This window comes from uncultured Methylovirgula sp., assembly GCF_947646745.1.
GTDB lineage: Bacteria > Pseudomonadota > Alphaproteobacteria > Rhizobiales > Beijerinckiaceae > Methylovirgula.
Window position 1 is genome coordinate 1 of the sequence record NZ_CANSHK010000047.1, and the last position, 20959, is coordinate 20959.

19 protein-coding genes, 1 tRNA gene and 1 pseudogene are annotated in these 20959 nt (G+C 59.0%); 7 read left to right on the plus strand and 14 right to left on the minus strand.

The genetic code is table 11. The annotated features are described in order from the left end of the window. Positions 1 to 175: 175 nt before the first annotated feature. A pseudogene (locus Q0025_RS12935) lies at positions 176 to 549 on the plus strand (helix-turn-helix domain-containing protein). A gap of 66 nt (positions 550 to 615) precedes the next feature. On the opposite strand, the gene Q0025_RS12940 reads toward Q0025_RS12935, so the two are convergent. From Q0025_RS12940 to Q0025_RS12950, 3 genes are all read right to left on the minus strand, one after another. Further along, positions 616 to 3744 (minus strand): efflux RND transporter permease subunit, encoded by a 3129-nt coding sequence (locus Q0025_RS12940; protein WP_297299789.1) that lies wholly within the window; start codon positions 3742 to 3744, stop codon positions 616 to 618. Beyond that, on the minus strand, positions 3741 to 4706 hold the full coding sequence (locus tag Q0025_RS12945) for an efflux RND transporter periplasmic adaptor subunit (protein WP_297299791.1): 966 nt from the start codon (positions 4704 to 4706) through the stop codon (positions 3741 to 3743). The genes Q0025_RS12940 and Q0025_RS12945 overlap by 4 nt, the downstream gene beginning before the upstream one ends. A gap of 198 nt (positions 4707 to 4904) precedes the next feature. Continuing rightward, positions 4905 to 5627, minus strand: a complete 723-nt coding sequence (locus Q0025_RS12950; RefSeq protein ID WP_297299825.1) for a TetR/AcrR family transcriptional regulator — start codon at positions 5625 to 5627, stop codon at positions 4905 to 4907. Positions 5628 to 5864: 237 nt separating this feature from the next. Between Q0025_RS12950 and Q0025_RS12955 the strand changes: the two genes are divergently transcribed. After that, entirely contained in the window at positions 5865 to 6080 is a 216-nt protein-coding gene (locus Q0025_RS12955; protein WP_297299792.1) for an antitoxin Xre/MbcA/ParS toxin-binding domain-containing protein, read from the plus strand. A gap of 382 nt (positions 6081 to 6462) precedes the next feature. Here the strand turns inward: Q0025_RS12955 and Q0025_RS12960 are convergent, their stop codons facing one another. The 9 genes from Q0025_RS12960 to Q0025_RS13000 all read right to left on the minus strand — a co-directional run bounded on the left by Q0025_RS12960 (position 6463) and on the right by Q0025_RS13000 (position 14555). After that, a complete protein-coding gene (locus Q0025_RS12960; protein WP_297299794.1) occupies positions 6463 to 7293 on the minus strand; it encodes a sulfite exporter TauE/SafE family protein in 831 nt (276 codons plus the stop codon). Between the two features lie 187 nt (positions 7294 to 7480). Further along, positions 7481 to 8404: an MBL fold metallo-hydrolase gene (locus Q0025_RS12965; RefSeq protein ID WP_297299796.1), complete on the minus strand. Its 924-nt coding sequence runs from the start codon at positions 8402 to 8404 to the stop codon at positions 7481 to 7483. Between the two features lie 68 nt (positions 8405 to 8472). Then, entirely contained in the window at positions 8473 to 9303 is an 831-nt protein-coding gene (locus Q0025_RS12970; protein WP_297299799.1) for a transporter, read from the minus strand. A gap of 31 nt (positions 9304 to 9334) precedes the next feature. After that, complete coding sequence (gene cynS / locus Q0025_RS12975) at positions 9335 to 9817, minus strand: cyanase (RefSeq protein ID WP_297299801.1); 483 nt, start codon at positions 9815 to 9817, stop codon at positions 9335 to 9337. Positions 9818 to 9859: 42 nt separating this feature from the next. Continuing rightward, complete coding sequence (locus Q0025_RS12980) at positions 9860 to 10708, minus strand: ABC transporter permease (protein WP_297299803.1); 849 nt, start codon at positions 10706 to 10708, stop codon at positions 9860 to 9862. Beyond that, positions 10705 to 11937, minus strand: a complete 1233-nt coding sequence (locus Q0025_RS12985; protein WP_297299805.1) for an ABC transporter substrate-binding protein — start codon at positions 11935 to 11937, stop codon at positions 10705 to 10707. The genes Q0025_RS12980 and Q0025_RS12985 overlap by 4 nt, the downstream gene beginning before the upstream one ends. A 27-nt stretch (positions 11938 to 11964) precedes the next feature. Next, positions 11965 to 12759 (minus strand): ABC transporter ATP-binding protein, encoded by a 795-nt coding sequence (locus Q0025_RS12990; RefSeq protein ID WP_297299807.1) that lies wholly within the window; start codon positions 12757 to 12759, stop codon positions 11965 to 11967. 53 nt (positions 12760 to 12812) lie between these two features. Beyond that, entirely contained in the window at positions 12813 to 13949 is a 1137-nt protein-coding gene (locus Q0025_RS12995; RefSeq protein ID WP_297299809.1) for an acyl-CoA dehydrogenase family protein, read from the minus strand. Positions 13950 to 13976: 27 nt separating this feature from the next. Further along, complete coding sequence (locus Q0025_RS13000; RefSeq protein WP_297299811.1) at positions 13977 to 14555, minus strand: OsmC family protein; 579 nt, start codon at positions 14553 to 14555, stop codon at positions 13977 to 13979. A gap of 297 nt (positions 14556 to 14852) precedes the next feature. Here Q0025_RS13000 and Q0025_RS13005 point away from each other — a divergent pair, with 297 nt between their 5' ends. Continuing rightward, positions 14853 to 15473, plus strand: a complete 621-nt coding sequence (locus Q0025_RS13005) for a TetR/AcrR family transcriptional regulator (RefSeq protein WP_297299813.1) — start codon at positions 14853 to 14855, stop codon at positions 15471 to 15473. A gap of 952 nt (positions 15474 to 16425) precedes the next feature. On the opposite strand, the gene Q0025_RS13010 is transcribed toward Q0025_RS13005, so the two are convergent. Continuing rightward, positions 16426 to 16501 (minus strand) — tRNA-Glu (locus Q0025_RS13010). Between the two features lie 79 nt (positions 16502 to 16580). After that, complete coding sequence (gene recJ, locus Q0025_RS13015; RefSeq protein ID WP_297299814.1) at positions 16581 to 18404, minus strand: single-stranded-DNA-specific exonuclease RecJ; 1824 nt, start codon at positions 18402 to 18404, stop codon at positions 16581 to 16583. Between the two features lie 83 nt (positions 18405 to 18487). Here recJ and Q0025_RS13020 point away from each other — a divergent pair, with 83 nt between their 5' ends. The 4 genes from Q0025_RS13020 (at position 18488) to Q0025_RS13035 (ending at position 20870) form a co-directional block, all read left to right on the plus strand. Continuing rightward, a complete protein-coding gene (locus Q0025_RS13020) occupies positions 18488 to 18730 on the plus strand; it encodes a hypothetical protein (protein WP_297299818.1) in 243 nt (80 codons plus the stop codon). A 126-nt stretch (positions 18731 to 18856) separates the two neighbouring features. Further along, positions 18857 to 19033 (plus strand): hypothetical protein, encoded by a 177-nt coding sequence (locus Q0025_RS13025; RefSeq protein WP_297299820.1) that lies wholly within the window; start codon positions 18857 to 18859, stop codon positions 19031 to 19033. Positions 19034 to 19044: 11 nt separating this feature from the next. Next, a complete protein-coding gene (gene murA, locus Q0025_RS13030; protein WP_297299821.1) occupies positions 19045 to 20340 on the plus strand; it encodes a UDP-N-acetylglucosamine 1-carboxyvinyltransferase in 1296 nt (431 codons plus the stop codon). 74 nt (positions 20341 to 20414) lie between these two features. Further along, positions 20415 to 20870 (plus strand): DUF2948 family protein, encoded by a 456-nt coding sequence (locus Q0025_RS13035; RefSeq protein ID WP_297299823.1) that lies wholly within the window; start codon positions 20415 to 20417, stop codon positions 20868 to 20870. Positions 20871 to 20959 lie beyond the last annotated feature (89 nt).

The following is a 20959-nucleotide window of genomic DNA, read 5'->3' on the forward strand; positions in this document are numbered from 1 at the left end:
GCGGGGCTTTGAATTTTCCTACATACCGCCACGGCTGCTACGCGTCGTCTGATGCCCATCAGAGAGTTCCTGCAATTCTTTGCAGTCTCCGATAGAGGCGTAGCTATGTTTATTGGAGTCGCTATTCGCGATTAAGTCAGTTGTTCTTTTTAGAATCGACGACTATTTTCTGGCAATGAAAGAGGGATATTCGCAGAATTGCCCCGTAGCCCGAACTCTCGACATCGTCGACGGGAAGTGGAGCTTGCTGATTCTTCGAGACATGTTCCAGGGAGGGCCTCAGCGATTCCAAGATCTTGAAAGGAGCCTTGAGGGAGTTGCTCCCACAACCTTGTCCGCTCGCATTAAGTCACTGGAAAAGCGTGGCATAATCGAATCCCGCCTCTATCAGGTCCCCCCCCCCGTTATGAGTACGCGCTGACGGCCAAAGGCGACGCGTTGGCTCCGGTTCTTGAGGCTCTACAAAATTGGGAGAGCAATATACCGGATCGCAAAGCCGGGCTTCTACGGCCCGCGGTGGCAAGGATTCTTCCTCACGTCCGTGACTAACGATAGGCGCAACGCTGGCGAATTTTATATTCGCCATGAACATTCTCAAAAAGATATCGTAGCGTGTTAAGCTTCCTCGAGCTCGCGCGCCGGAGTGGTATCCCGCCTCAGGGTGCTTATGCCCTCTTTTTGAGACCGGGCCTTTTTCTCCGGTCTTATCTTGAACCAAATCGCGTAAAGGGCGGGCAGGAATACGAGCACGAGCAGTGTCCCCGCCGCCGTGCCGCCAATCAGGGTGTAGGCGAGCGATCCCCAGAAAACAGACTGCGTAAGCGGCGAGAATGCAAGGACGGCGGCCAACGCCGTCAGGATCACTGGCCGGGCACGCTGCACGGTGGCTTCGACCACGGCGTGATAGGGATCGAGGCCCTCCGATTGATTGGTATGGATCTGGCCGATCAGTATGAGCGTATTTCTCATCAAAATGCCCGACAGTCCGATAAGTCCGAGGATGCCGTTGAAACCGAACGGCTGGTGAAAAATAAGCAGCGCCGGCACGAGGCCGATCAATCCCAGCGGTGCCGTCAGCAACACCATGATCATGGAAGATAGACTCCGGACCTGAACCACCAGAACAAACATCGTCAAAAGCAGCATGACGGGGAAAACTGGTGCAAGAGCCGCGTTGGCTTTCGCCGATTCCTCCGCGTTGCCGCCAATCTCGATATGATAACCCTTGGGTAGCGACGCGATCAAAGGCTTCAGTGCCGTCCAGACCTCGCCCGTCACCTGCGGCGGCTGCAATCGATCGTCGATATCGCTCTGTAGCGTGATCGTGGGGATGCGGTCGCGGCGGCGCAATATCGGATATTCGGACTCGATGGCGAGGCGGCTGAGCTGACTGACCGGAATAATAGCTCCGTCCCTGTTGGTGATCGTCAGGTCGGCAAGTTGCGCCGGGTCGAGCCGCGCGTTGCCCTTGCTTCGCGCCACAAGATCGACCGTCCGGATATCTTCCCTAATTTGCGTGATTGTCTGGCCTGTCAGAAGCACCTGAAGCCGTTGCGCGACTTCCTCAGGCGTCAAGCCGAGTAATTGCAGCCGCCCTTGATCCAGAACGAAGCGAACCGCCGGAACGCGCTCGCCCCAGTCTGAATTCACATCGCGGGTATTGGGGTTGTTACGCATGATTGATTCCACTTTGTCCGCGATGCGGCGTACCACATCCACGTCCGGACCCATGACGCGAAACTCGACTGGAAAGTGCGAATAGGGACCGAATACGAATTCGGTCGCCCTCAGTCTTGCCTCGGGTGCCAGTCCTTCGGCGATCCTTTGGCGCAGACGCAGGATCAATCGATCGCGCGCCTGCCAGCTCGGCGTCAGAACCATGATCTTGGCAAAGGACGGGTCCGGCAGCTCCGGGTTGTAGGCAAGCCAGATTCGCGGCGCGCCGCCACCAATGTAACTTGTGATCTCTCTCGACTCCGGCTGTTTGAGGAGCCAGTTCTCCACCCGCGCCGTGACAGCGGCCGTGGTTTCGATACTGGTTCCTTCCGGCATCTGCACTTCAGCAAGAACCTCGCGGCGATCGGAGGATGGAAAGAACTGTTGTCGCACCTGACTCATCCCGACAAATGAGGCAACAAACAGCAATACGACGATCCCCGCGACAATGAACTTGTGGTCGACGGCCCAGGAGACCAGTTGACGAAACCGATTGTAAATCGGCGTCCGGTAAATATGGTCGTGCGCGCTTTCCTCCTTCTTGATATCGGGCAAAAGCACGACGCCCAGATAGGGTGTAAAAATAACGGCGACGAGCCACGATATTATCAAGGCATAGCCGACGACCCAAAAGATATTTCCGGCATATTCGCCGGCACTCGACTTGGCGAATCCCACCGGCGTGAACCCGATAACGGTTACGAGCGTGCCGGCCAGCATCGGAGCCGCCGAATGCGTCCAGGCATACGAGGCCGCGGAGATGCGGTCGAGTCCCTCCTCCAGTTTCACGACCATGATCTCAATCGCGATGATCGCATCGTCCACAAGCAGGCCGAGCGCAATAATCAATGCGCCGAGCGTGACGCGATCAAAAAAACGTCCTGTCACGAGGAGAACGACAAGCACCGCCGCTAGCGTCAAAGGCACGGCGGCGGCAACGACAATGCCTACCCGCCAGCCAAGGCTGATCAGGCAAACGACCATGACGACGCCAAGAGCCATAAAAAACTTTTCCATGAACTCGCCAACGGCTTCCTGGATGTTGTCCGTCTGATCGGTTATTTTTGTCAGCTGAACGCCAAGCGGCAGATCGGCGCTCACGCTCTTTTCGGCGTCATGGAGCGCGGCGCCGAGCTTGAGGCCGTTCCAGCCAACTTGCATGACCACATCTAGGACAAGCGCGGAATGTCCATTGTGGCGCACCAGAAAAGTCGGCGGATCTTCGTATCCGCGCTCAACGTCGGCAACGTCCGCCAATCTTAGGAGGTGTCCGCCTGCTGCGATCGGGGTATCGCGAATCTTTTCGAGGTCGTTCAACTCGCCGTCGATACGGATGTAGACCTGGGGCCCTTTCGTGTCGATCGAGCCCGCGGCGGTCACCGCGTTCTCCCGCTGAAGCGCGGCGAAGACATCGCTCGGGCTGATGCCCAGCGTCGCCAGTCTCGCATAAGAGAAGTTGACGAATATTTTCTCGGGCCGTTCTCCGACGATATCCACCTTCGCGACGCCCGGCACATGCAGCAGCCGTTCGCGTACCATCTCCGCCTGCCGGGACAGAAGCCGATCGGGCAATCCGTCCCCCTCGATTGAATAGACGGCGAACACGACATCGGAATATTCATCGTTGACGAACGGCCCGAGGGTGCCAAGCGGCAAATTCGGTGCTTCGTCGCCGAGTTTCTTGCGAGCTTGGTAGAATTGCTCTGGCACATCCGCCGGCGGTGTCCGATCGAGCAAACGCAATGTCATGAATGCGAGGCCAGGGCGTGTGAACGTATCGACGTGGTCGTACCAGCGCAATTCCTGCAAGCGCTTTTCCAATGGATCGGCGACGAGGTCTTGCATCTCCTGCGCTGTGGCACCCGGCCACGCAGCCGTCACAGTGAGAACCTTCACTGTAAACGTCGGATCCTCCGCCCGCCCCAGATTGAGATAGGCGAAAACACCCGCGAGAGAGATCGCGATGATCAGAAAAAGCGTAATGCTGCGCTCGCGGACGGCAAGCGCGGAAAGATTGAAACCGCTCATTGCATCGCCGCCTTTCCGTCGGCGATTCGGACATGTTCGCCCTCATGTAGGAAATGTCCGCCGACTGCAACGATCAGATCGTCATTATGTACGCCCCCCGTGATGCGCGCGGTTTGCGCACCGAACTGCACGACGTTGACAGGATGAAAGACGACTCTCGACGCCGCTTCATTAACTAACCAGACCCCGGAACCGCGGCCTTCGTCGTCGATCGCACCAATTGGTACTTCGAGTCCGGCGGTTGCGGTATCATCCGGCAATGTCAAAGTCACCGTTGCGCCGAGGGGCGCTTTCGCGCCCGCGCCCTCAAGCACGTAGCGGGCTTCATAGGTCCGCGTTCTCGGGTCCGCGGCGTCGGAGAGCTGCCGCAGCCGCGCTTGGAAGATTGTGGAATTTCCATAAAGCAGGGCTTGTGCGTGCGAACCGATTCTTGGACGAATCGTCTCGGGTAGATCAATCGAAGCTTCACGCGGACCAGCATGTGCCAGGCGAACGACCGTCTGGCCTTGCGCGACCACCTGCCCCGGCTCGGCCAAAGTCTCCGTCACCGTGCCATCGGCGTCCGCGTACAGCAGCGCGTAGTCGCCCCGGTTTTGCGCTTCGCGCTCTTGCGCTTCCGCTGCGGACAACAACGCTGTTGCACTATCAGCGGCGGCCTTGACTTGCTCATAGGCCTGTTGCGACACCCAACCTTCGCTCGTCAGTTTGCGGTAGCGAACCTCGTCGGCGCCTGCCTGCAACGCACGTGCTCTTGCGGCCGCGACCTGCTGCGCCTGTGCGGAAATCGCAAGTCCTAGGTCGACAGGATCTATCCGCATCAAGGGTTGACCGGCTTTCACCGTCTGTCCGGTATCGACGAGCCTCTGGATGATCTTCCCCGAGACACGAAATCCTAGATCGCTCTGCACACGCGCTGCGACCACGCCGGTAAACCTGAGGCTGCCCCCTTCGGCCAGTTGCACAGAGGTCACCTCCACAACCCTGTCCGCCAGTCTTGGGTCCGCGACCGCCTCCGGTTTGCAGGCCGACAGGCCGAAACCAGCGAAGACGACGAGTGGGACGAGTAACCTCCGAGACATGGGCGTGCTCCGTGAATGCAGAGCAACACTTGTTTGCTGGTGACCATTTTGTCAACTAGTCACGGCAATCTTTCTGCGACTTCACGGCGAGAGGCTTCGCAGCACCAGATTGGCTAAAAGGCCGGCATCCTCCTCCAAGGTATCCAACCGCGTCAGCAGAACCGCGGGATGCGTGACGCAATCCAGAGCCAGCATGACGGCGCGCGCGGTCTCGTCCAGCGGCGTTTTGCGCTCAAACTCGCCGCTCTCCCTTCCCTCACGAAGGACGGCGAGGGCAATCGCGAAAAGCCGTTCTTTATAATGACAGGTCGAGGACCACCCCTCCTTGAGACTTGTTGCGGCAAGGTCGTGCATCTTGCGTTCATGGAAAAACATATCGCCGCTGCGGTGAGCTATCACCTTGAAAATGCGGCGTAACTTCTCGGATGCCGATTTGTCCTCTGCGACAATCGCTTCCGCGGCGCCGGAGATTTCGGTGAGAACCATGTTGCAAATGGCGGCACCGATCGCCTGCTTCGAATCGAAGAATTTATAGATGTAAGCTTTTGAAAACCCGATGGCTTTTGCGAGATCCGAGACGGTCGTCTTTTCGTAGCCATAATGACGGAAATGCTCGCCGGCCGCAGCGATAATCTGCTCCCGACGCTCGTGCTCAACCGGCCCCCGCTGGCGGTCAACTGGCCCCATCTCCCCTGTGGTATAGTTTTCCTGTCGCATAATCGCCAAGATAGCAACCCGACCTCGCATTGGCAACAAGTGACCAATTAAGAATACGGTCACTACCGCTTTCGTTCCGGCAAGCACCAAGCGGTTCGGCTCGGAAATGCCAATGTCATCCCGACGACTAGCTCACCGCACTGCGCCCAAGCCTACTTGATGTATTCTGAGCCAGTCGGCGAGATCAGTTTCTGACATCCCGCTGGCCGCCCAGGTGGTTACGATCTCTTCGTCGGTGGCATCGATCTCTTTCCCGTCGATGTTCAAAAAGAGTTCGGCAACGACAAAAGAGACTAAAGGCGATCGAAGCTTATAATCGACGGAATGGCGAAGGGTAAAAATAGTGCCGCTTTAGCGGAAGCCGCAATCATGGAACGGATCAAGGATCGGTTTGCGTCTTCCGAGGAGGCACACGCTTGGTACGCTGCCAAAGCATTACTGAGCCTTTCGGGTAAAACCGCGCGCGACCTTGTCCAAGTCGGTCGCGTCCGCGATGTTATGGACTATATCGACGCCATTGACGCTGGCGTCCACGCGTGACCGCGAAGAGTTGGAGAGCTCTTGGAGTCTGTAATATCTTCGATGGGACTTCTCCTTTCGGCGCGTAATCTCCCAAAGCAGCCGGTCGGCTTCCGGCCCATCCCGGCCATACCACGACAATCGCCTACTCCTAGAAGCGCACATAACTGCCTGGCAGCAGATCGGTGAAGGCCTTTTTTCTCTCCCTTTGGCGAAGGTAGAGATTGATTTGATTGCTTCGTTCCGAAGACATCGTCATGACCGCTAGGGTAACCCAGGTCAGGATCATTGCCTGAAGTGCCCTAGGATCACCGCTGTCGTAACGCAGGATAGTGACAGTGCCCGCTTTTTGCGTGGAAACGCGGAAGGAGATCACCCGTCGACTCGCGCATAGTTAGTTACTTCAATACTTCGACTTTGACATTGACGAACGAACGTGTGCAGTTGCGAGGCTCTCAACATGAGACCGGAATATTACATAACCTGCCACTACGAGGATCACCGCGGCGAACACTCTTCGCAGCGCTGCTTTGTTCGCACCAAGATGGACTGCGACTCTCATACCCGAAAACGCGCCCACCAAGCCCCCGGCAATAAATTCAAGTGCGAGTTTCCAGTCGATCATCCCGGAAGCCGCGTAGTTAATTGCGGTCGTAAGGCCAAGTGTTCCAACCGCAAGCAATGAAGAACCGACCGCGTTCACCATTTCCATGCCAGTGGCAAGCATTAGCGCGGGAACCACAAATATTCCGCCGCCAATTCCAAAAAATCCTGCGGCGAAGCCTGTCAAGAATGCCAGGCTCGCCACCCGAAGATCTACGGCGCCCCCCGCTTTCTCTTCCTGCCGGCAGGTCTGCGCGTCTTGTCGCTTTCCGATACGCAGCATGCCAACGCCGACGCCAACCATAGCGACGGCGAAGAGCGTGATTAGACGGCGACCGTCGAGTGCTTTCCCTAGTGAAGAACCAAATGTGGCTCCAATAATGCCGATCGAGGCAAAGAGGACAGCAGCACGCCAGCGCACGGTGCGGGCTCGCGCATGACTTAAAAATCCAACGTAAGCATTCACGGATACCGCAAACGCGCTCGTCCCAATAGCGACGTGTGGCTGCGCGCCAACGACATATAACAGTAAAGGCGTCGCCAAAACGGACCCGCCCCCACCGATGAGGCCCAATGAGAACCCAACGGCGCACCCTGACAGGACGCCAGCAATCGAATTAAAGTCGGCCATCAAGGCATTCCGAGGCAAAATAACAGTCGAGCTCTGACGCACCGCATTCCGCTTCCGTAAGGGGCTTCATCGATGAAACCTCTAGAGTTTCGTGGGTGGAGAGTGAGCGGCGAAAGTTCATGTAAAATCGGCCTTCTGGCAACGTAAGGTCGCATGCTCGACGCCAGGAGTTCGCATCGAATCAATATCAAATGGCATTCAGCGGGATCTTCAGATACCGAACGCCGTTGTTTTCCTCTAATGGCAGATTCCCGCCGCGCATATTTATCTGAATAGACGGAAGAATTAATTTCGGCATTTGAAGAGTGGCGTCTTTTGCACGTCTGAGTGCAACAAACTCTTCTTCGCTGATTCCATCACGCACGTGGATGTTGCTGGCTCGTTCCGCTCCGGCGGTGGTTTCCCAGGCGTATCCGCGACCGGCTGCCTTATAGTCATGGCACACGAATATTCTTGTTTGATCTGGCAAAGACAGCAGTCTCCGTATCGACTCAAACAGTCGAGCCGGATCCCCGCCGGGAAAGTCGGCGCGAGCCGTTCCGCAGTCAGGCATAAATAGCGTATCACCTACAAATGCCGCATCACCAATAATATAGGCCACATCGGAAGGGGTGTGGCCCGGGACGTGCAGCGAGATCGCAGGTATGTTGCCAACTGAAAATGCCTCCCCATCTTTGAAGAGTCGATCGAATTCAGAGCCGTCGCGGGCGAACTCCGTTCCAGCATTGAAGATCTTGCCGAACTCTTCTTGCACACGAATAATTTCTTGTCCGATTGCAATCCGGCCGCCGAGTTTCGATTTTAAAAGGGGCGCCGCGGAAAGATGATCGGCATGGGCATGGGTCTCCAAAAGCCAATGAACGATCAGGCCACGCGCGCGGACATGTGAAACAATCACATCCGCAGATTCAAAACTGATGCGTGCGGCCGCATGATCGAAATTAAGTACGCTATCGATGACCGCGGTAGCGCGCGTCTCAGGATCATAGACGATATAGGTCGCCGTCGCGGTCGCCTCATCAAAGAAGCACTCAACCGACGGGGCCCGATAAGACCCAGTCTCGAGCGCGCTCACTTGGCGGACCGCGGCCACAAGAGCTTCATCTGACATGTTTTGTCTCACTACGTCTGCTAAGCTGCCCGGCGCGCTTCCCGATGAGCGCGGCAGCGATGCGGCTTTCAATATTTTGCGGGAAGCGGTGCGAGCGCGGCGGCCTGCGCCCGATAACCCGGGAATGGGAGGCTAAGGCGCAGCCATCCCCGCGTGTCGTATCCGCCGTAGTTGCGCTCCGCGACGTCGCGAGAGACAAAGGCCTGCAGTTTGAATAATCCGAAGTTGTATCCCATGAGCCCGCCGACTGCGAATTGACGCAGCCGTTTATAGGTTGGCGTCGGACTCGAGATGTCGGACGAACCGTAGGCGATGAACCCGGCCTCGACATTCCCGAACTGTTTCGTCGCGGTAAGGTCGAGATTGAGCCAGTCGGGATACGTCGCGTGATCACCGAATATACCATTGATCAGATTCGCGGTCAGATCATAACCGCCGGCAGTATAACTCACCGCAAAGCGTTGCTCATAGGAGTCCGTGGTGAACGCTTTATGATACGGCATAGCCACGCGATAGCCGCCCAAATAGCTGACTCCCCAACCGCCCCCGAAGTCGTGCGCCAGCTGCGCCGCAAGGAGTGTACTATTCGCAAAGGCGACATTTGATGGTGTGCCCGTCGTCCAAGCGACGGGTTGAGCAAGGACCAATTGCAGCCGCGTATCGTAAAACTGCAGAGGAGTCGCCCAAGTCAAAACCGGAAGCGAAAACCCATTGTCACCGACCGTATCGCTGCGGTGGCCGAAGCCGGTCGTATCGGTGAAGTAGACGCCTTCGGGCAATGGTTTTCCTGCCGGGAGTCCCACCGTGATGCCCGGCGGTAAAACACTGGTCGCCTCGGCTTGCACGCACGACCCAAGGATCACGCTCGTCGCCCAAGCGATACCAATCAAACGTCTCATCTTAGCCCCCATGCTAAATGCTGTTTAAGCTTTATTCTTCCTTCAGGCCGGAGGGCGCGTTGTTGCCCGTCGCGCCGTAATATTTGAACGGAAGAAACTTGCCGTTCATGCCGATCCTGACGCGATCGCCTTTTGGGTCTGGCTGGCGCTCAATCGTCATATCAAAGTCAATCGCGGACATGATTCCATCGCCGAACTCTTCCTCAATCAGCGCTTTCCAGGCCGGACCGTTGACCAAAACCAGTTCATAGAACCGGTAGATCAGGGGATCGGTTGGAGGCATCGTTGTGCCGCGCATTGGTACTTCATTCAGCATTGCCTCTTCAGCTTTCGAGAGACCGAAGAGCTTGGCTGCCTCCGCGCATTGCGGTTTTGTCAGTTTCATCTGCCCGAGGATTGCGCCGGTGATCAGAACGGGTGAGAAGCCACCGATTTCATCGCAGATATATTTCCAGGTCCAACCCTTCTCGCGTTTGATGTCGAGAAGCTTTTCGGTCAGATCGGCACGCTTCATAGTGGTTCTCCTATATGAAATGAACTATTGCCGGATTCGTAGCTACTCCTCGCGGACCCAACTGACGCTGCGGATTGCCCATTGGCAGAGGCTGTCCAACAGGAAGCCAATGAAGCCGATCACGACCACGGTTGCTGCGAGGCGGTCATATTCGAGTGAATCGCGCGCATCATTGATTGCGTAGCCAAGACCAGACGTAACGCCCAGGAATTCTGCTGGAACCAGCACGATCCAAGCGACGCCGACCGCTAGCCGAATCCCACTTAACGTATCCTGGGCGATCGCCGGCAAGATGATGCTGAGAAGCAGATGCCAGGGCCTCGCACCTAGATTGCGAGCGACCTTGAACCAGGCGGGGTCGATGCGGCGAAATCCATGCGCGGTTGAGAAGAGAATTGGCCAGACCGCGGCGACAGCGACGAGGAAAATGATGGCATGGTCCCAGGTCGCGAAGGCCATGACTGCGATCGGCATCCATGCAAGCGGCGATATCATACGCAGGAACTGAAACGGAATTGTGCTGGCTGCGCGAAGAGCGTGGTATCGCCCGATTGCGATCCCAATCGGGACGCCGAAGGCAATCGCCCAGATAAGCCCGCAGAAAATGCGGCCGAGGCTCGGCAGGCTCATTTGCACGGCTTCGCCGCTCTCGATCATTCTCCACAAACGAACGAACGTGGGAGCCGGTGCAAAACCCGAGAAATTGGCTGTGGCCGGATTAGAGGCAACGATCCACCCTCCGAGCCACCAGAGAGCAAGCATGACACCTGTTCCCAGAGCGCTGAGCCCAATGTTTCGCAATGCCGATAGCACCCCGGGATCCACACTGCGCCGGCGCAGCTGCTCGATATTGTCCGCGGGCACATTCGTCGCCACGATCTCAATGCTCATAGCGAAAGAACCTCCGTGCGTGAGAAGGGGTCGGACGTTGACTCCTGCCCTTGCGGATACTTGCTCATGGCATTGCGAACGAACTCGTAGTTTACGAGGTCGTGGGAGACGAACTTCGGATCGAGCTTTGTTAAGAACGTCGTGTCGCCGCCAACGAGCGTTTCGTTCATGGCCGAGACCATCATTTCCGTCGCCGACGGATAGGGCCACGGTTGAAAATCGATCCGACCTAGCCCCCATTGCGGATGCTTGATCGCACCATCTTTTCCGTAGATGGACGCATCGTAGTCGGTCATGGCGCGCTCGATGACCGGGGCGGACAGCGGGAGATAATGCTCTCCCTGAGCAGACAAAAATTGCGCCACGTCCTTTTTGTGAGTTGCGGCATAGACCTCAGCGCGGACGAGCGCGTTGATGACCTTTTGTGACCACTCTTTTTTCTTTTCGACGACCTCCTCATGCATGCAGACGACGCAACAAGGATGGTTTTTCCAGATGTCGCCGGTAAAGCGAAGAATACGTCCACCGGCCTTCAGCTCGCCCAAGGCGTCAAAAGGCTCTGCAACGATGTAACCGTCGATCTTCTTCGCAGCGAGTGCGGCCGGCATTTCCGGCGGCGCCATAACTTGCAGATTACACTCGTGAGGCGCGAGAGACTGGCCTTGCGATTGGATAACTGGCTTGATGCCCGAGTGTCGCAGTGCATATTGCAGCACGATATTATGCATCGAATACCAGAATGGTACTGCGACCTGCTTGCCGCCGAAGTCTGCGAAGGAATTGATCCCGCTCGCTTGACCAACGACGACGCTCGAACCGTTTGTGTGCGCCCATGCCATGAGCTTCACGGGATAATGGTTGTTGTAGCGCATCCATATCGGGATCGGGTTGAGCAGATGCACGAGATTGAATTTGCCGGCGGCAAAAGCCTCGACGAGCGGCGGCCAGCCACGAATCAACGTCGGGCGTTCGGCCTCGAGACCCTCGTCTTTGAAGAATCCCATCCCATGCGCGACGAGCAGCGCCGTCGCGTCCGTGATAGGCAAATAGCCGATACGAACGACCTCATCATCGGCGGCACGCGCGGCCGAATTGAAGCCGCCCAGCGAAGCGCCAAAAGCAGCAAGACCGCCGGCCGCAAGAATATCAAGGGCCTGACGACGGTTGACCCCGCGGGCGCTTCGCCCGAAAGCGCCATGAGACAATCGGATGCCGCAATGTTCACACATCTAAATTCCTCTTTTCGGAGAGCGAAATTAATCCGCCGCGGCGGCCGACCCGCGGCCGTAGGTGCGCTCGAACGCCGATTCCAACTGAGCCTTCGCGCTCACGAACATTTCTCGCTCGCGATCGGTGCCGGCTAAGAGGTCAGCATCGAACTTGAGGATCTCGGCGAGACGACCCGGATTGGGAGCCATAATGAAAGCGCGATCGGCCATGGCGACTGCCTCGGCGATATCGTGCGTCACGACGACAAGTGTGATCCCACCGTCCAAAGCGATGCGACGCACGTCTCGCTGCAAGCTGCGCCGCGTAACCGGATCGAGCGCCGAAAATGGCTCGTCGAGTAAGAGCACTTCGGGATGAGTGGCGAGCGAGCGCGCAAGCGCAACACGCTGCTGCTGGCCACCTGAAAGCTCCTGCACGTTGCGCGCTCCAAAGCCATCGAGATCAACAAGGCGAAGAAGTTCTTTCACTTTCTCGTCTCGCTCGTGCCGCGCCTCGCCAGCGAATTTCAACCCTAAGCCGACGTTTTGAGCGACAGACATCCAGGGAAGAAGATGCGGTTGCTGAAACATCACGATTCGATCGGGCGACGGCCCCGAGACGAGGGCACCGTCGATTCGCACGCTACCGGACGTCGGGCTCATAAGGCCGGCCAAAATGTGAAGTAAAGTGGACTTGCCACACCCTGAGCGGCCAACAAGCGCGATGGACTCACAGGGCTTGATTTCAAAACTGATACCGCTCAGAGCGAGCTCTTCGTGGCGGCGATACCTGTGACAGAGGTCGCGCACTGAGATGTGCGCGCCAATGTTTCGCCTCTTCATTCCGTTTCGAGTCGTCACTACGATCTTTCCTCGCCCGCGGCGCACGCCTCTGCTTAGTCAGTTGCTAAGTCTGCAATCATCTTGCGCAATTGCTTGGTCGCCGGCGTGACGATGGCGACGAAGTAAGCTTCGCGAAGCCGTCGTTGCGCGGCGGCGCTCGCAACATAGCCACGCGCGCCGCAATGCAGCATGGCACCGTGCGCCGCCTTCATAGAGGCTTCGCCTGCAGACAGACGCGCGCGCAGTACCGCCCGCCAGTACTCAAGGTCTTCTTCAAATGGAGTCGCGGCGAGCGCGGCGGCTTGCGACTGGATGTGGTCCAGCTGCTCAGCCAACTCCTCGGGCTGCTCGTCGAGGAATTTGTTGACATGACCGAGCGCTGGGCGCGTCTGCTCCATCAAACGGATGCAATCGCGGGCAAGACCGAAGGCCATACCACTCTGCAACAGAATAAAACCGGCACGAATCTTCTTGAGATAATCGTCGATCGGATCGGCCAGAATCCAGGCACGAGGTACGAAAACATCGCGCATCTGAACAACGAATGTTCCTGTGCCGTCGAGCGCCGCGAACTTGGCTGTCTCAACCAGCGACAATCCTGGCGCCGCGCAGGGCACAATAGCCATCACATTTCGCGTCGCCCCTCCGGGCGAGGTCACTTCGAAGACGGCGCCGAAATAATGTGCGGTTCCAAGATTTGAGACGTAGGGAAGGACGCCCTTGACGATATAGCCGCCGGGGGCCTCAGCCCCTTTAAGGCGCATCGGCTCTATGTCGCAGAAGGCCTTCATCGGATTTGAAAGGCCGGTCCCGCCAAGGACGTCACCTTGCGCGATCCGAAATCCCACATCCCGTTTCAACTCTTCGTTGTCGGACGCGAAAATGTACCAGGCGAGCGCATCCTGGCACCACATGCAAAAGGCCGACGAAACGCAGTGCTCGGCGACGGCAGACATCGCGTCGACCGCGGCATTGAGATCAATGATTGTGCTGTACCCCGGAAGGTGCTGTGAATAGGCGCCGAGCTGGCCAAGTTCGCGCAGCACACCCTCAGGGTAGTAACCCTCGCCGTCGATCTTCCGCACAAGCTTCGGCAATTCTCGATCTGCGAATGCGCGAACGGATTCAAGAGCGCCGATGCCTGCTCTTGTCGGCCCTTCATTCGCCAATTGTGTCCGCGCATTCATCATGGCTTCTCCCCGGGATTTGGATTGCGGTCAGGCCAAGGAGACTTCGAGGTTGACCGGACGCGAGAAGGTGTTCGCAACCGGTGACCACAGGCGCGCGTGGGCGACGAGAGCCTCAAGCTCCGTGCGCGGACGATCCGCTTCGAAGGTCACTTTGGCCCGCACGTCCGTGAAGCCGACCGGCTTCTCCGACACGTCGCCCGTGCCCCAGACGGCGGTGATGTTGAGATCACCTTCAAGCTCGATTTCGAGCGTGAAGACGTTGATGCCGCGAGCCACGGCGTTGGCGTGAATGCCTACCGCGAGGCAGGAGCCAAGCGCCGCCAGAGAAGCTTCCGAGGGATTCGGCGCCGTGTCGTCGCCAAGAAGCCCCGGCGGCTCGTCGACCACGTAGGCCGGCAAGTTGCGCACGAAGTTGAGATGCCGAAACCGGCCCTCCGCGACTGTCTTGCATTTCAGCGTCTTGATCGCGGCTGGGTTCGCTCTTCCTTGCGCGATAAGCTGCTCGAGACCGTTTTTATCGATCGGTTCAAGACATGACGTTGAGGCGGGCGCCTCGTCGGGTGCAAGGCACCCTGTGAGAGCGGTTGAAACAACGGCTTTGTTCATGGATCCTCTCTAGACGGATGACTACAGACCGTTCTGTCCTTTGCATGCCGCGTGCCAACTAATTTATATTATTTCTACAATTTGTATGGTCAATAAGAAACTACGAGAATTTACAGATGCTTAGTCGGACCAGCCGCACAATTAAGGTCTTTACGGGCGCGAAAATGCAGGCCTAGTGGAGGTGCCCGCTCGGCGAGCTTTCGTGGCCCGTTTTATGTGCATCGCACAATCTTAAGGCAACAGAACCGTCGGTAGGATGAGTTGCCACGATTCATTTTTTGAAGTTCAATATGTGTAATGACCACCGACACTTTAGACCGAGTAACGAAAACCGAGACGCTTCCACCGCGAGAGCGGCTGCTGCAGAGCGCACGTAAGCTCTTTTGCCGTTACGGCGTGAACTCTGTAGGCGTCGATAGCATTATTGATAGTGCGGGCACGGCGAAGACCACGCTCTACAAGCTTTTCGGATCGAAAGAAGGCCTCGTCGAAGCGGTTCTCGATCGAGAAGGCCAGGAGTGGCGCGACTGGTTCCTTGGTGAAATCGACGGACCTGGCGGCAGTGCCCTTGACCGCCTCGAACGATTGGGTCCGTCGCTAAAGAGATGGTTTCAGAGGGCGGACTTTTTCGGTTGCCCCTTCATTAACGCCGTGGCCGAGTCCGATAAGGCTAATGATCAGATGCGACGGCTCGCCATCGCTCACAAGACTATCGTTTCCAATCGCATTATAAGCCTTTGCGCGGAAGCAGACATTTCCGACCCGGAACAAACCGCTCATACGCTTGGCCTCATTATGGATGGTGCCATTGTGATGGCACTGATAACGCGCAAGGCTTCAGCCGCCGACCTTGCAGCGGTTGCCTGCCAAGCCCTGATAGAAAGTCGACTGAAAGTCGCCCTGCCTATCGAAGCCTGATCGCCTTCATCACCGCACAAGCTCTTTAACGGCACGACGCTGTTGGAACCCGGCTGATTTTACAGCTAATGGAGCCGTCACGAATTCTACGCTCACGGCATTCGTGTGCTCGCTTGTTGAGGCGGACTATCCTCTTACGCCTGCCGCCAAGTTAGCCGCATAGCACCTGGGCAACAAGCAAAGCGTCAATTGATCGCCCGACTCAACGCGGCATACGGCGGAGCCGTTTAATTGATCACGCATGAAGGCTCTCCTGTAGATTCGTCGATATAATTGCGAGCATCGAGCGAAGATCATGCCTGATAGAAGAAAACGTCCCGCCCTCGCCGACCGCCTCCGGAAATTCCCGGGCGGCAACCTCGAGCGCAATCCGTCGCCTTCGAGGTATGTATTTGACTTAGATTCGGAGCGAGAATTTCGTGAGCAGCTCGGTGGTGCCCGCAGGATCATGATGAAACACCGGAACGTGCTCCGGGCACTCGCGAAGGCGGGAGACGAAAATGCCTGACCTTGAGCTTTCTCACCGAGGCCGATCTTTAGCTAAGATCGAAAAGACTCGGGAGTCAGGATCACTAGCTGACGATGCCTACCCACCGACCATTGCGACTAAGAAGTGCCGCGCAAAGATCGTTGGAAGGCCGAGGGGCCGTGCACCACATAACCTGCCGCGCGAAATCACGCCGCAAAGGGTTCAAGAAGTTTTCCGGCGAAATGAAAATTTCTGAAACGACGTGAGGAACTGTCGAGGTGGCCAGCGCCAGCTGCTTTTTCTCACCGGCTCAAACGAGGCTTGTGCCGAATTTCGGGCGGCCAATTGGTACGACACTACCATTCATTATTATTCGCGTGATTATTCGCGTGCGCGCGGCGTCGCTCTTGAACATCTTTTCCGTATAATTTCCGCACGCGGTGGCGGTTGCGTTTTGATCAAATCCTAAGCGATTGATTTAATTGGCGCGCCCAAGGGGACTCGAACCCCTGTTTTTGCCGTGAAAGGGCAACGTCCTGGACCGCTAGACGATGGGCGCGTGGGCTGATGCGGGGACGCGGCGAGGTATAGAGAGCATGGCCGGTCATGGCAAGCCGCGTAGACGGCGCCGCAGCGGGTTATCCCGCCGCACCGCCCGGCTCGGCCGGCGCGAGGTCGATGAGCCGCACTTCGATCCGCTCGCGGCCGTTCCAGCGGTTGCAGACAAGCTGTCCGGCAAGATGAACCGGCTGCCCCCGGGCGGCTGAGAGAGCCAGGCCGAGCGGCTCCTGCGCGGCGCGGAAGAGAATTCCTTCGAGGCCGGCGCCATCGGCCGCCTTGGCCCGCCAGCGCAGATGGCCCTCGCCGAGAGGCATGACATCGATGAGCCGGTGCGCCGGAAAGGCAAAGACGGGCTCCGGATTGCCGGCCCCGAAGGGGCCGGCCTTTTCCAGCGCGGCATAGAGTTCGAGCCCCGCGCCGGCGGCGCTGAGCGAGGCATCGACCAGCAAAGCCTCCGACGCCAAGGCCGCGGCCACCGCCTGGTCCAGTTCGGCTTCGACATAGGCCGCGAAGGCGCCGAGTTGGCTGCGTTCGAGCGTGATCCCCGCCGCCATCGCATGGCCGCCACCCTTGATCAGAAGACCGGCCTCGACCGCCTGGCGGACGATCCGGCCGAGATCGACGCCGGGAATCGAGCGGCCGGAGCCGGTGCCGGCCTCGCCTTGGAAAGCGATGGCGAAAGCCGGACGGCGAAACCGTTCCTTGAGCCGCGCCGCGACGAGGCCGACGACGCCCGGATGCCAGCCGTCGCCGGCAACGACGATCGCGGCACCCACGCCGGCGCGCTCGGCCGCAGCCTCCGCCTCGGCGACGGCGATTTCGAGCGTCGCCGCCTCGACGGTCTGGCGCTCACGGTTGAGGCGGTTCAGATCCTCGGCGATCTGGCGTGCGGCGACCGGATCGCGGCTTGCGAGCAGTTTCGCGCCCAGCGCCGCATCGCCGATGCGGCCGCCCGCATTGATGCGCGGGCCGATGAGAAAGCCAAGGTGATGCGCTGTCGGGGGGCCGCCGGCGCCGGCGACATCGAGCAGCGCCGCCAATCCGGGCCGCCCCCGCGCGCGCATCAGCGCGAGGCCCTTGGTTACGAGAGCGCGGTTCAGCCCCGTCAAAGGCGCGACATCGGCGATTGTCGCCAGTGCGACAAGATCGAGGCCGATGAGCAAATCGGGCTCCGGCCGCGCCGCGCTCCAAAAATTCGCCGCGCGCAAAAGGCGATTGGTAGCGATCAGAGCCAGGAAAACGACGCCTGCGGCGCAAAGCTGACCGAGGCCGGACAGATCGTCTTGCCGGTTCGGATTGACGACGAGCGCTGGCGGCAGACGTTCGGGCGCCTGGTGATGGTCGAGCACGATCACATCGAGGCCGAGCCGGCGCGCCTCGGCGAGCGGCGCATGGCTTGTCGTGCCGCAATCGACGCAGACGAGCAGCGTCGCGTCCGCCTCGGCTAAGGCGGTGATGGCTTGCACATTGGGGCCATAGCCCTCGAAGATGCGATCCGGAATATGAATCCGATGCGATGTGCCCGCGGCGGTGAGAAAATCGCCGATGAGGGCCGCCGAGGCAGCGCCATCGACATCATAATCGCCGAAAATGGCGACGGTCTCCCCGGCTCTGATCGCCGCCGCCAACCGCGCTGCGGCCGCGTCCATGTCGGCAAGGCAGGACGGGTCCGGCAGCAGCCGGCGCAGAGTGGGATCAAGATAGGCTGTCGCCTCGTCGAGCCCAACGCCCCGCCCGGCGAGCACCCGCGCCAGGAGATCGGACAGGCCGTGAGCCTGAGAGATGGCGAGCGCGCGCGCCTGGCCCGCCGCATCGAGCCGTGCGCGCCACGGGCGGCCGAGCGCAGAACGCAAAACGCCGAGGAAAGGCTTATTCGGTGCAAAAGGCAGAGGTTGGCTCACGCCTCAATCTAACAGAGGCCTCGCGGTGAATCAGCGATTCGAAGCCGTCGTCAACAGGCGGCGAACATCATGGAGCCGCGGCGATGACGGCTCCTCGCAGAGAGATTTCAAGCGTGCGAATGTGCTTCGGTGTGATGCTTGGCGAAATTTCACGAACTCTTTCAAAGGACAAACAAAATTCTTTCACACGTGCGATTGGCCGCCGTTTTGCCGCGACGGGCGCCGGCACCAAAAAATCGGACCTTTCAGCTTGGTTTTCCCGGCATTTCGTTGCACCGACGCAACAAGCGCGCCCGATCTCTCTTGGAACCGGAGAGAAGCCGTAGTTTCCGCAACGGCGCCGCGCTAGCTTAAAAAATCGCCCAGCCGAATGATCGGCAAGCCTCTGGAAAGTTTTCCGGATTTATCATTTCGCGAGACCTTTGCGCCACAGGCGCGCGGGAAAAGCATCGATGAACAAGGCCGATGACCAGCCACAAGCGCCACGCCCTGAAAAAGCCTCAGAGCGGGTGCGGCTTGCCGAGGCGCTGCGGGACAATCTGCGGCGCCGCAAGGCGCAGACGCGCGCACGCGCCGCGACGGCCGAAGCGACGGTGAATTCAGGGCCGAAGCCGCCGGCTGAGGCTTGAGAGGGGGGCTGATGGATCGCATCCGGATCGTGGGCGGACACGCGCTTGAGGGGACGATCGCGATTTCCGGCGCCAAAAATGCCGCCCTGCCGCTGATGATCGCGTCGATGCTGACGCGCGAAACGCTGACGCTCGAAAATATCCCGCGCGTCGCCGACGTCGGCATGTTGCTGCAGATTCTGAGCCATCACGGCATCGACTATAGCGTTGACGGCCGCCGTCCGGGCGATGAGCCGCACGCCAGCCGCACGCTGCATCTCACCGCGCATGATATCGTCGATACGACGGCGCCCTATGATCTCGTCGCCAAGATGCGTGCAAGCTTTTGGGTCATCGCGCCGCTCGTCGCGCGGATGGGCGAGGCGCGCGTCTCGCTTCCCGGCGGCTGCGCCATCGGCACGAGGCCGGTCGATCTGCTCATCATGGTGCTGGAAAAGCTCGGCGCCGAGATCGAGATCGAATCCGGCTATGTTCGTGCCACCGCCAAGCACGGCCTCGTCGGCGCGGAAATCCATTTTCCGAAAGTCACGGTCGGCGGCACCCATACCGCCTTGATGGCGGCGTCGCTGGCCAAGGGCCATACGCTCATCACCAATGCCGCCTGCGAGCCGGAAGTCGCGGACGTTGCCGCCTGCCTCGTCAAAATGGGCGCCAAAATCAAGGGCATCGGCCAATCGACGATGGAGATCGAGGGGGTCGGCGCGCTGTCGGGCGCATCGCATTCCGTCGTGCCGGACCGGATCGAGGCCGGCACTTATGCCATCGCGGTTGCCATGGCCGGCGGCGATGTGCTGCTCGAACGCGCCTCGCCCGATCATCTCAGTGCGGCGCTCGACGTCCTCAGCCAGGCCGGTGCCGCGATCACCGTCAACAATCGCGGCATCCGGGTGCGCCGCAATGGCGCCGGGATTGCGCCGGTCGATGTCGAAACCGCCCCCTTCCCCGGCTTTCCGACCGACTTGCAGGCGCAGTTCATGGCGCTGATGACGAAAGCCAAGGGCGATTCGCGCATTACCGAGACGATCTTCGAAAATCGCTTCATGCACGTGCAGGAGCTTGCCCGGCTCGGCGCTCAAATCCGGCTCGATGGCGATGTGGCCTATGTGAAAGGCGTGAAAGAATTGCAGGGCGCGCCGGTCATGGCAACGGATTTGCGCGCTTCCGTTTCGCTCGTCATTGCGGCGCTGGCGGCGCGCGGCGAGACGCTCGTCAATCGTGTCTATCATCTCGACCGCGGCTTCGAACGGCTGGAGCAGAAGCTCGGCCGCTGCGGCGCGGTCGTCGAGCGCATCGCGGGGTCGAACTAAGCAATGCTACGGCCTTGATCTTCGCGATCCGGGCCCTCACATGCCCTCCAGCGCCCTGAAGGAGGAATTGTGCCATGACGGCCCCGCTGCGTCTGATCGCCTTGGATGGCGAAGACCTCGCGATCATGTCCGCGCATCTGCAGGATTCGCTCGTCACCGTCGGTGACATGACCTATCTGCCGCGCTCCAAGCGTTTCGCGGCGGTCGCCGCCCGCTTCGACTGGATCGCTGAAGCCGAGGGCAAGAAGGAGCGTTGCGAGACCGGCTTCCATTTCGAGCGCGTGCTGAAAGTTACGCGCACCGGCTTTTCGCAACAGAACCCGGCGCAGAGGCTGATGCTGCTCAGCGTCACGTTCAAGGAGACGGACGGGCCGGCCGGACAAGTCACCCTCACCTTTTCGGGCGGCGCCGCGATACGGCTCGACGTCGAATGCCTTGAAGCCCAAGTGCAAGACCTCGGCCGGCGCTGGACCTGCACGGCCTGCCCGAATCACGACCTCGACGAAGTGCAGGAGAAGCAGGCGAGTTAGCGCCGGTATTTTCCCGCCGCGTTGGATTATCCAGACCGCTTCGCACTTTTCGGTCCGATCGTGACAGTTTCCGCCAGCGCATCGGATTC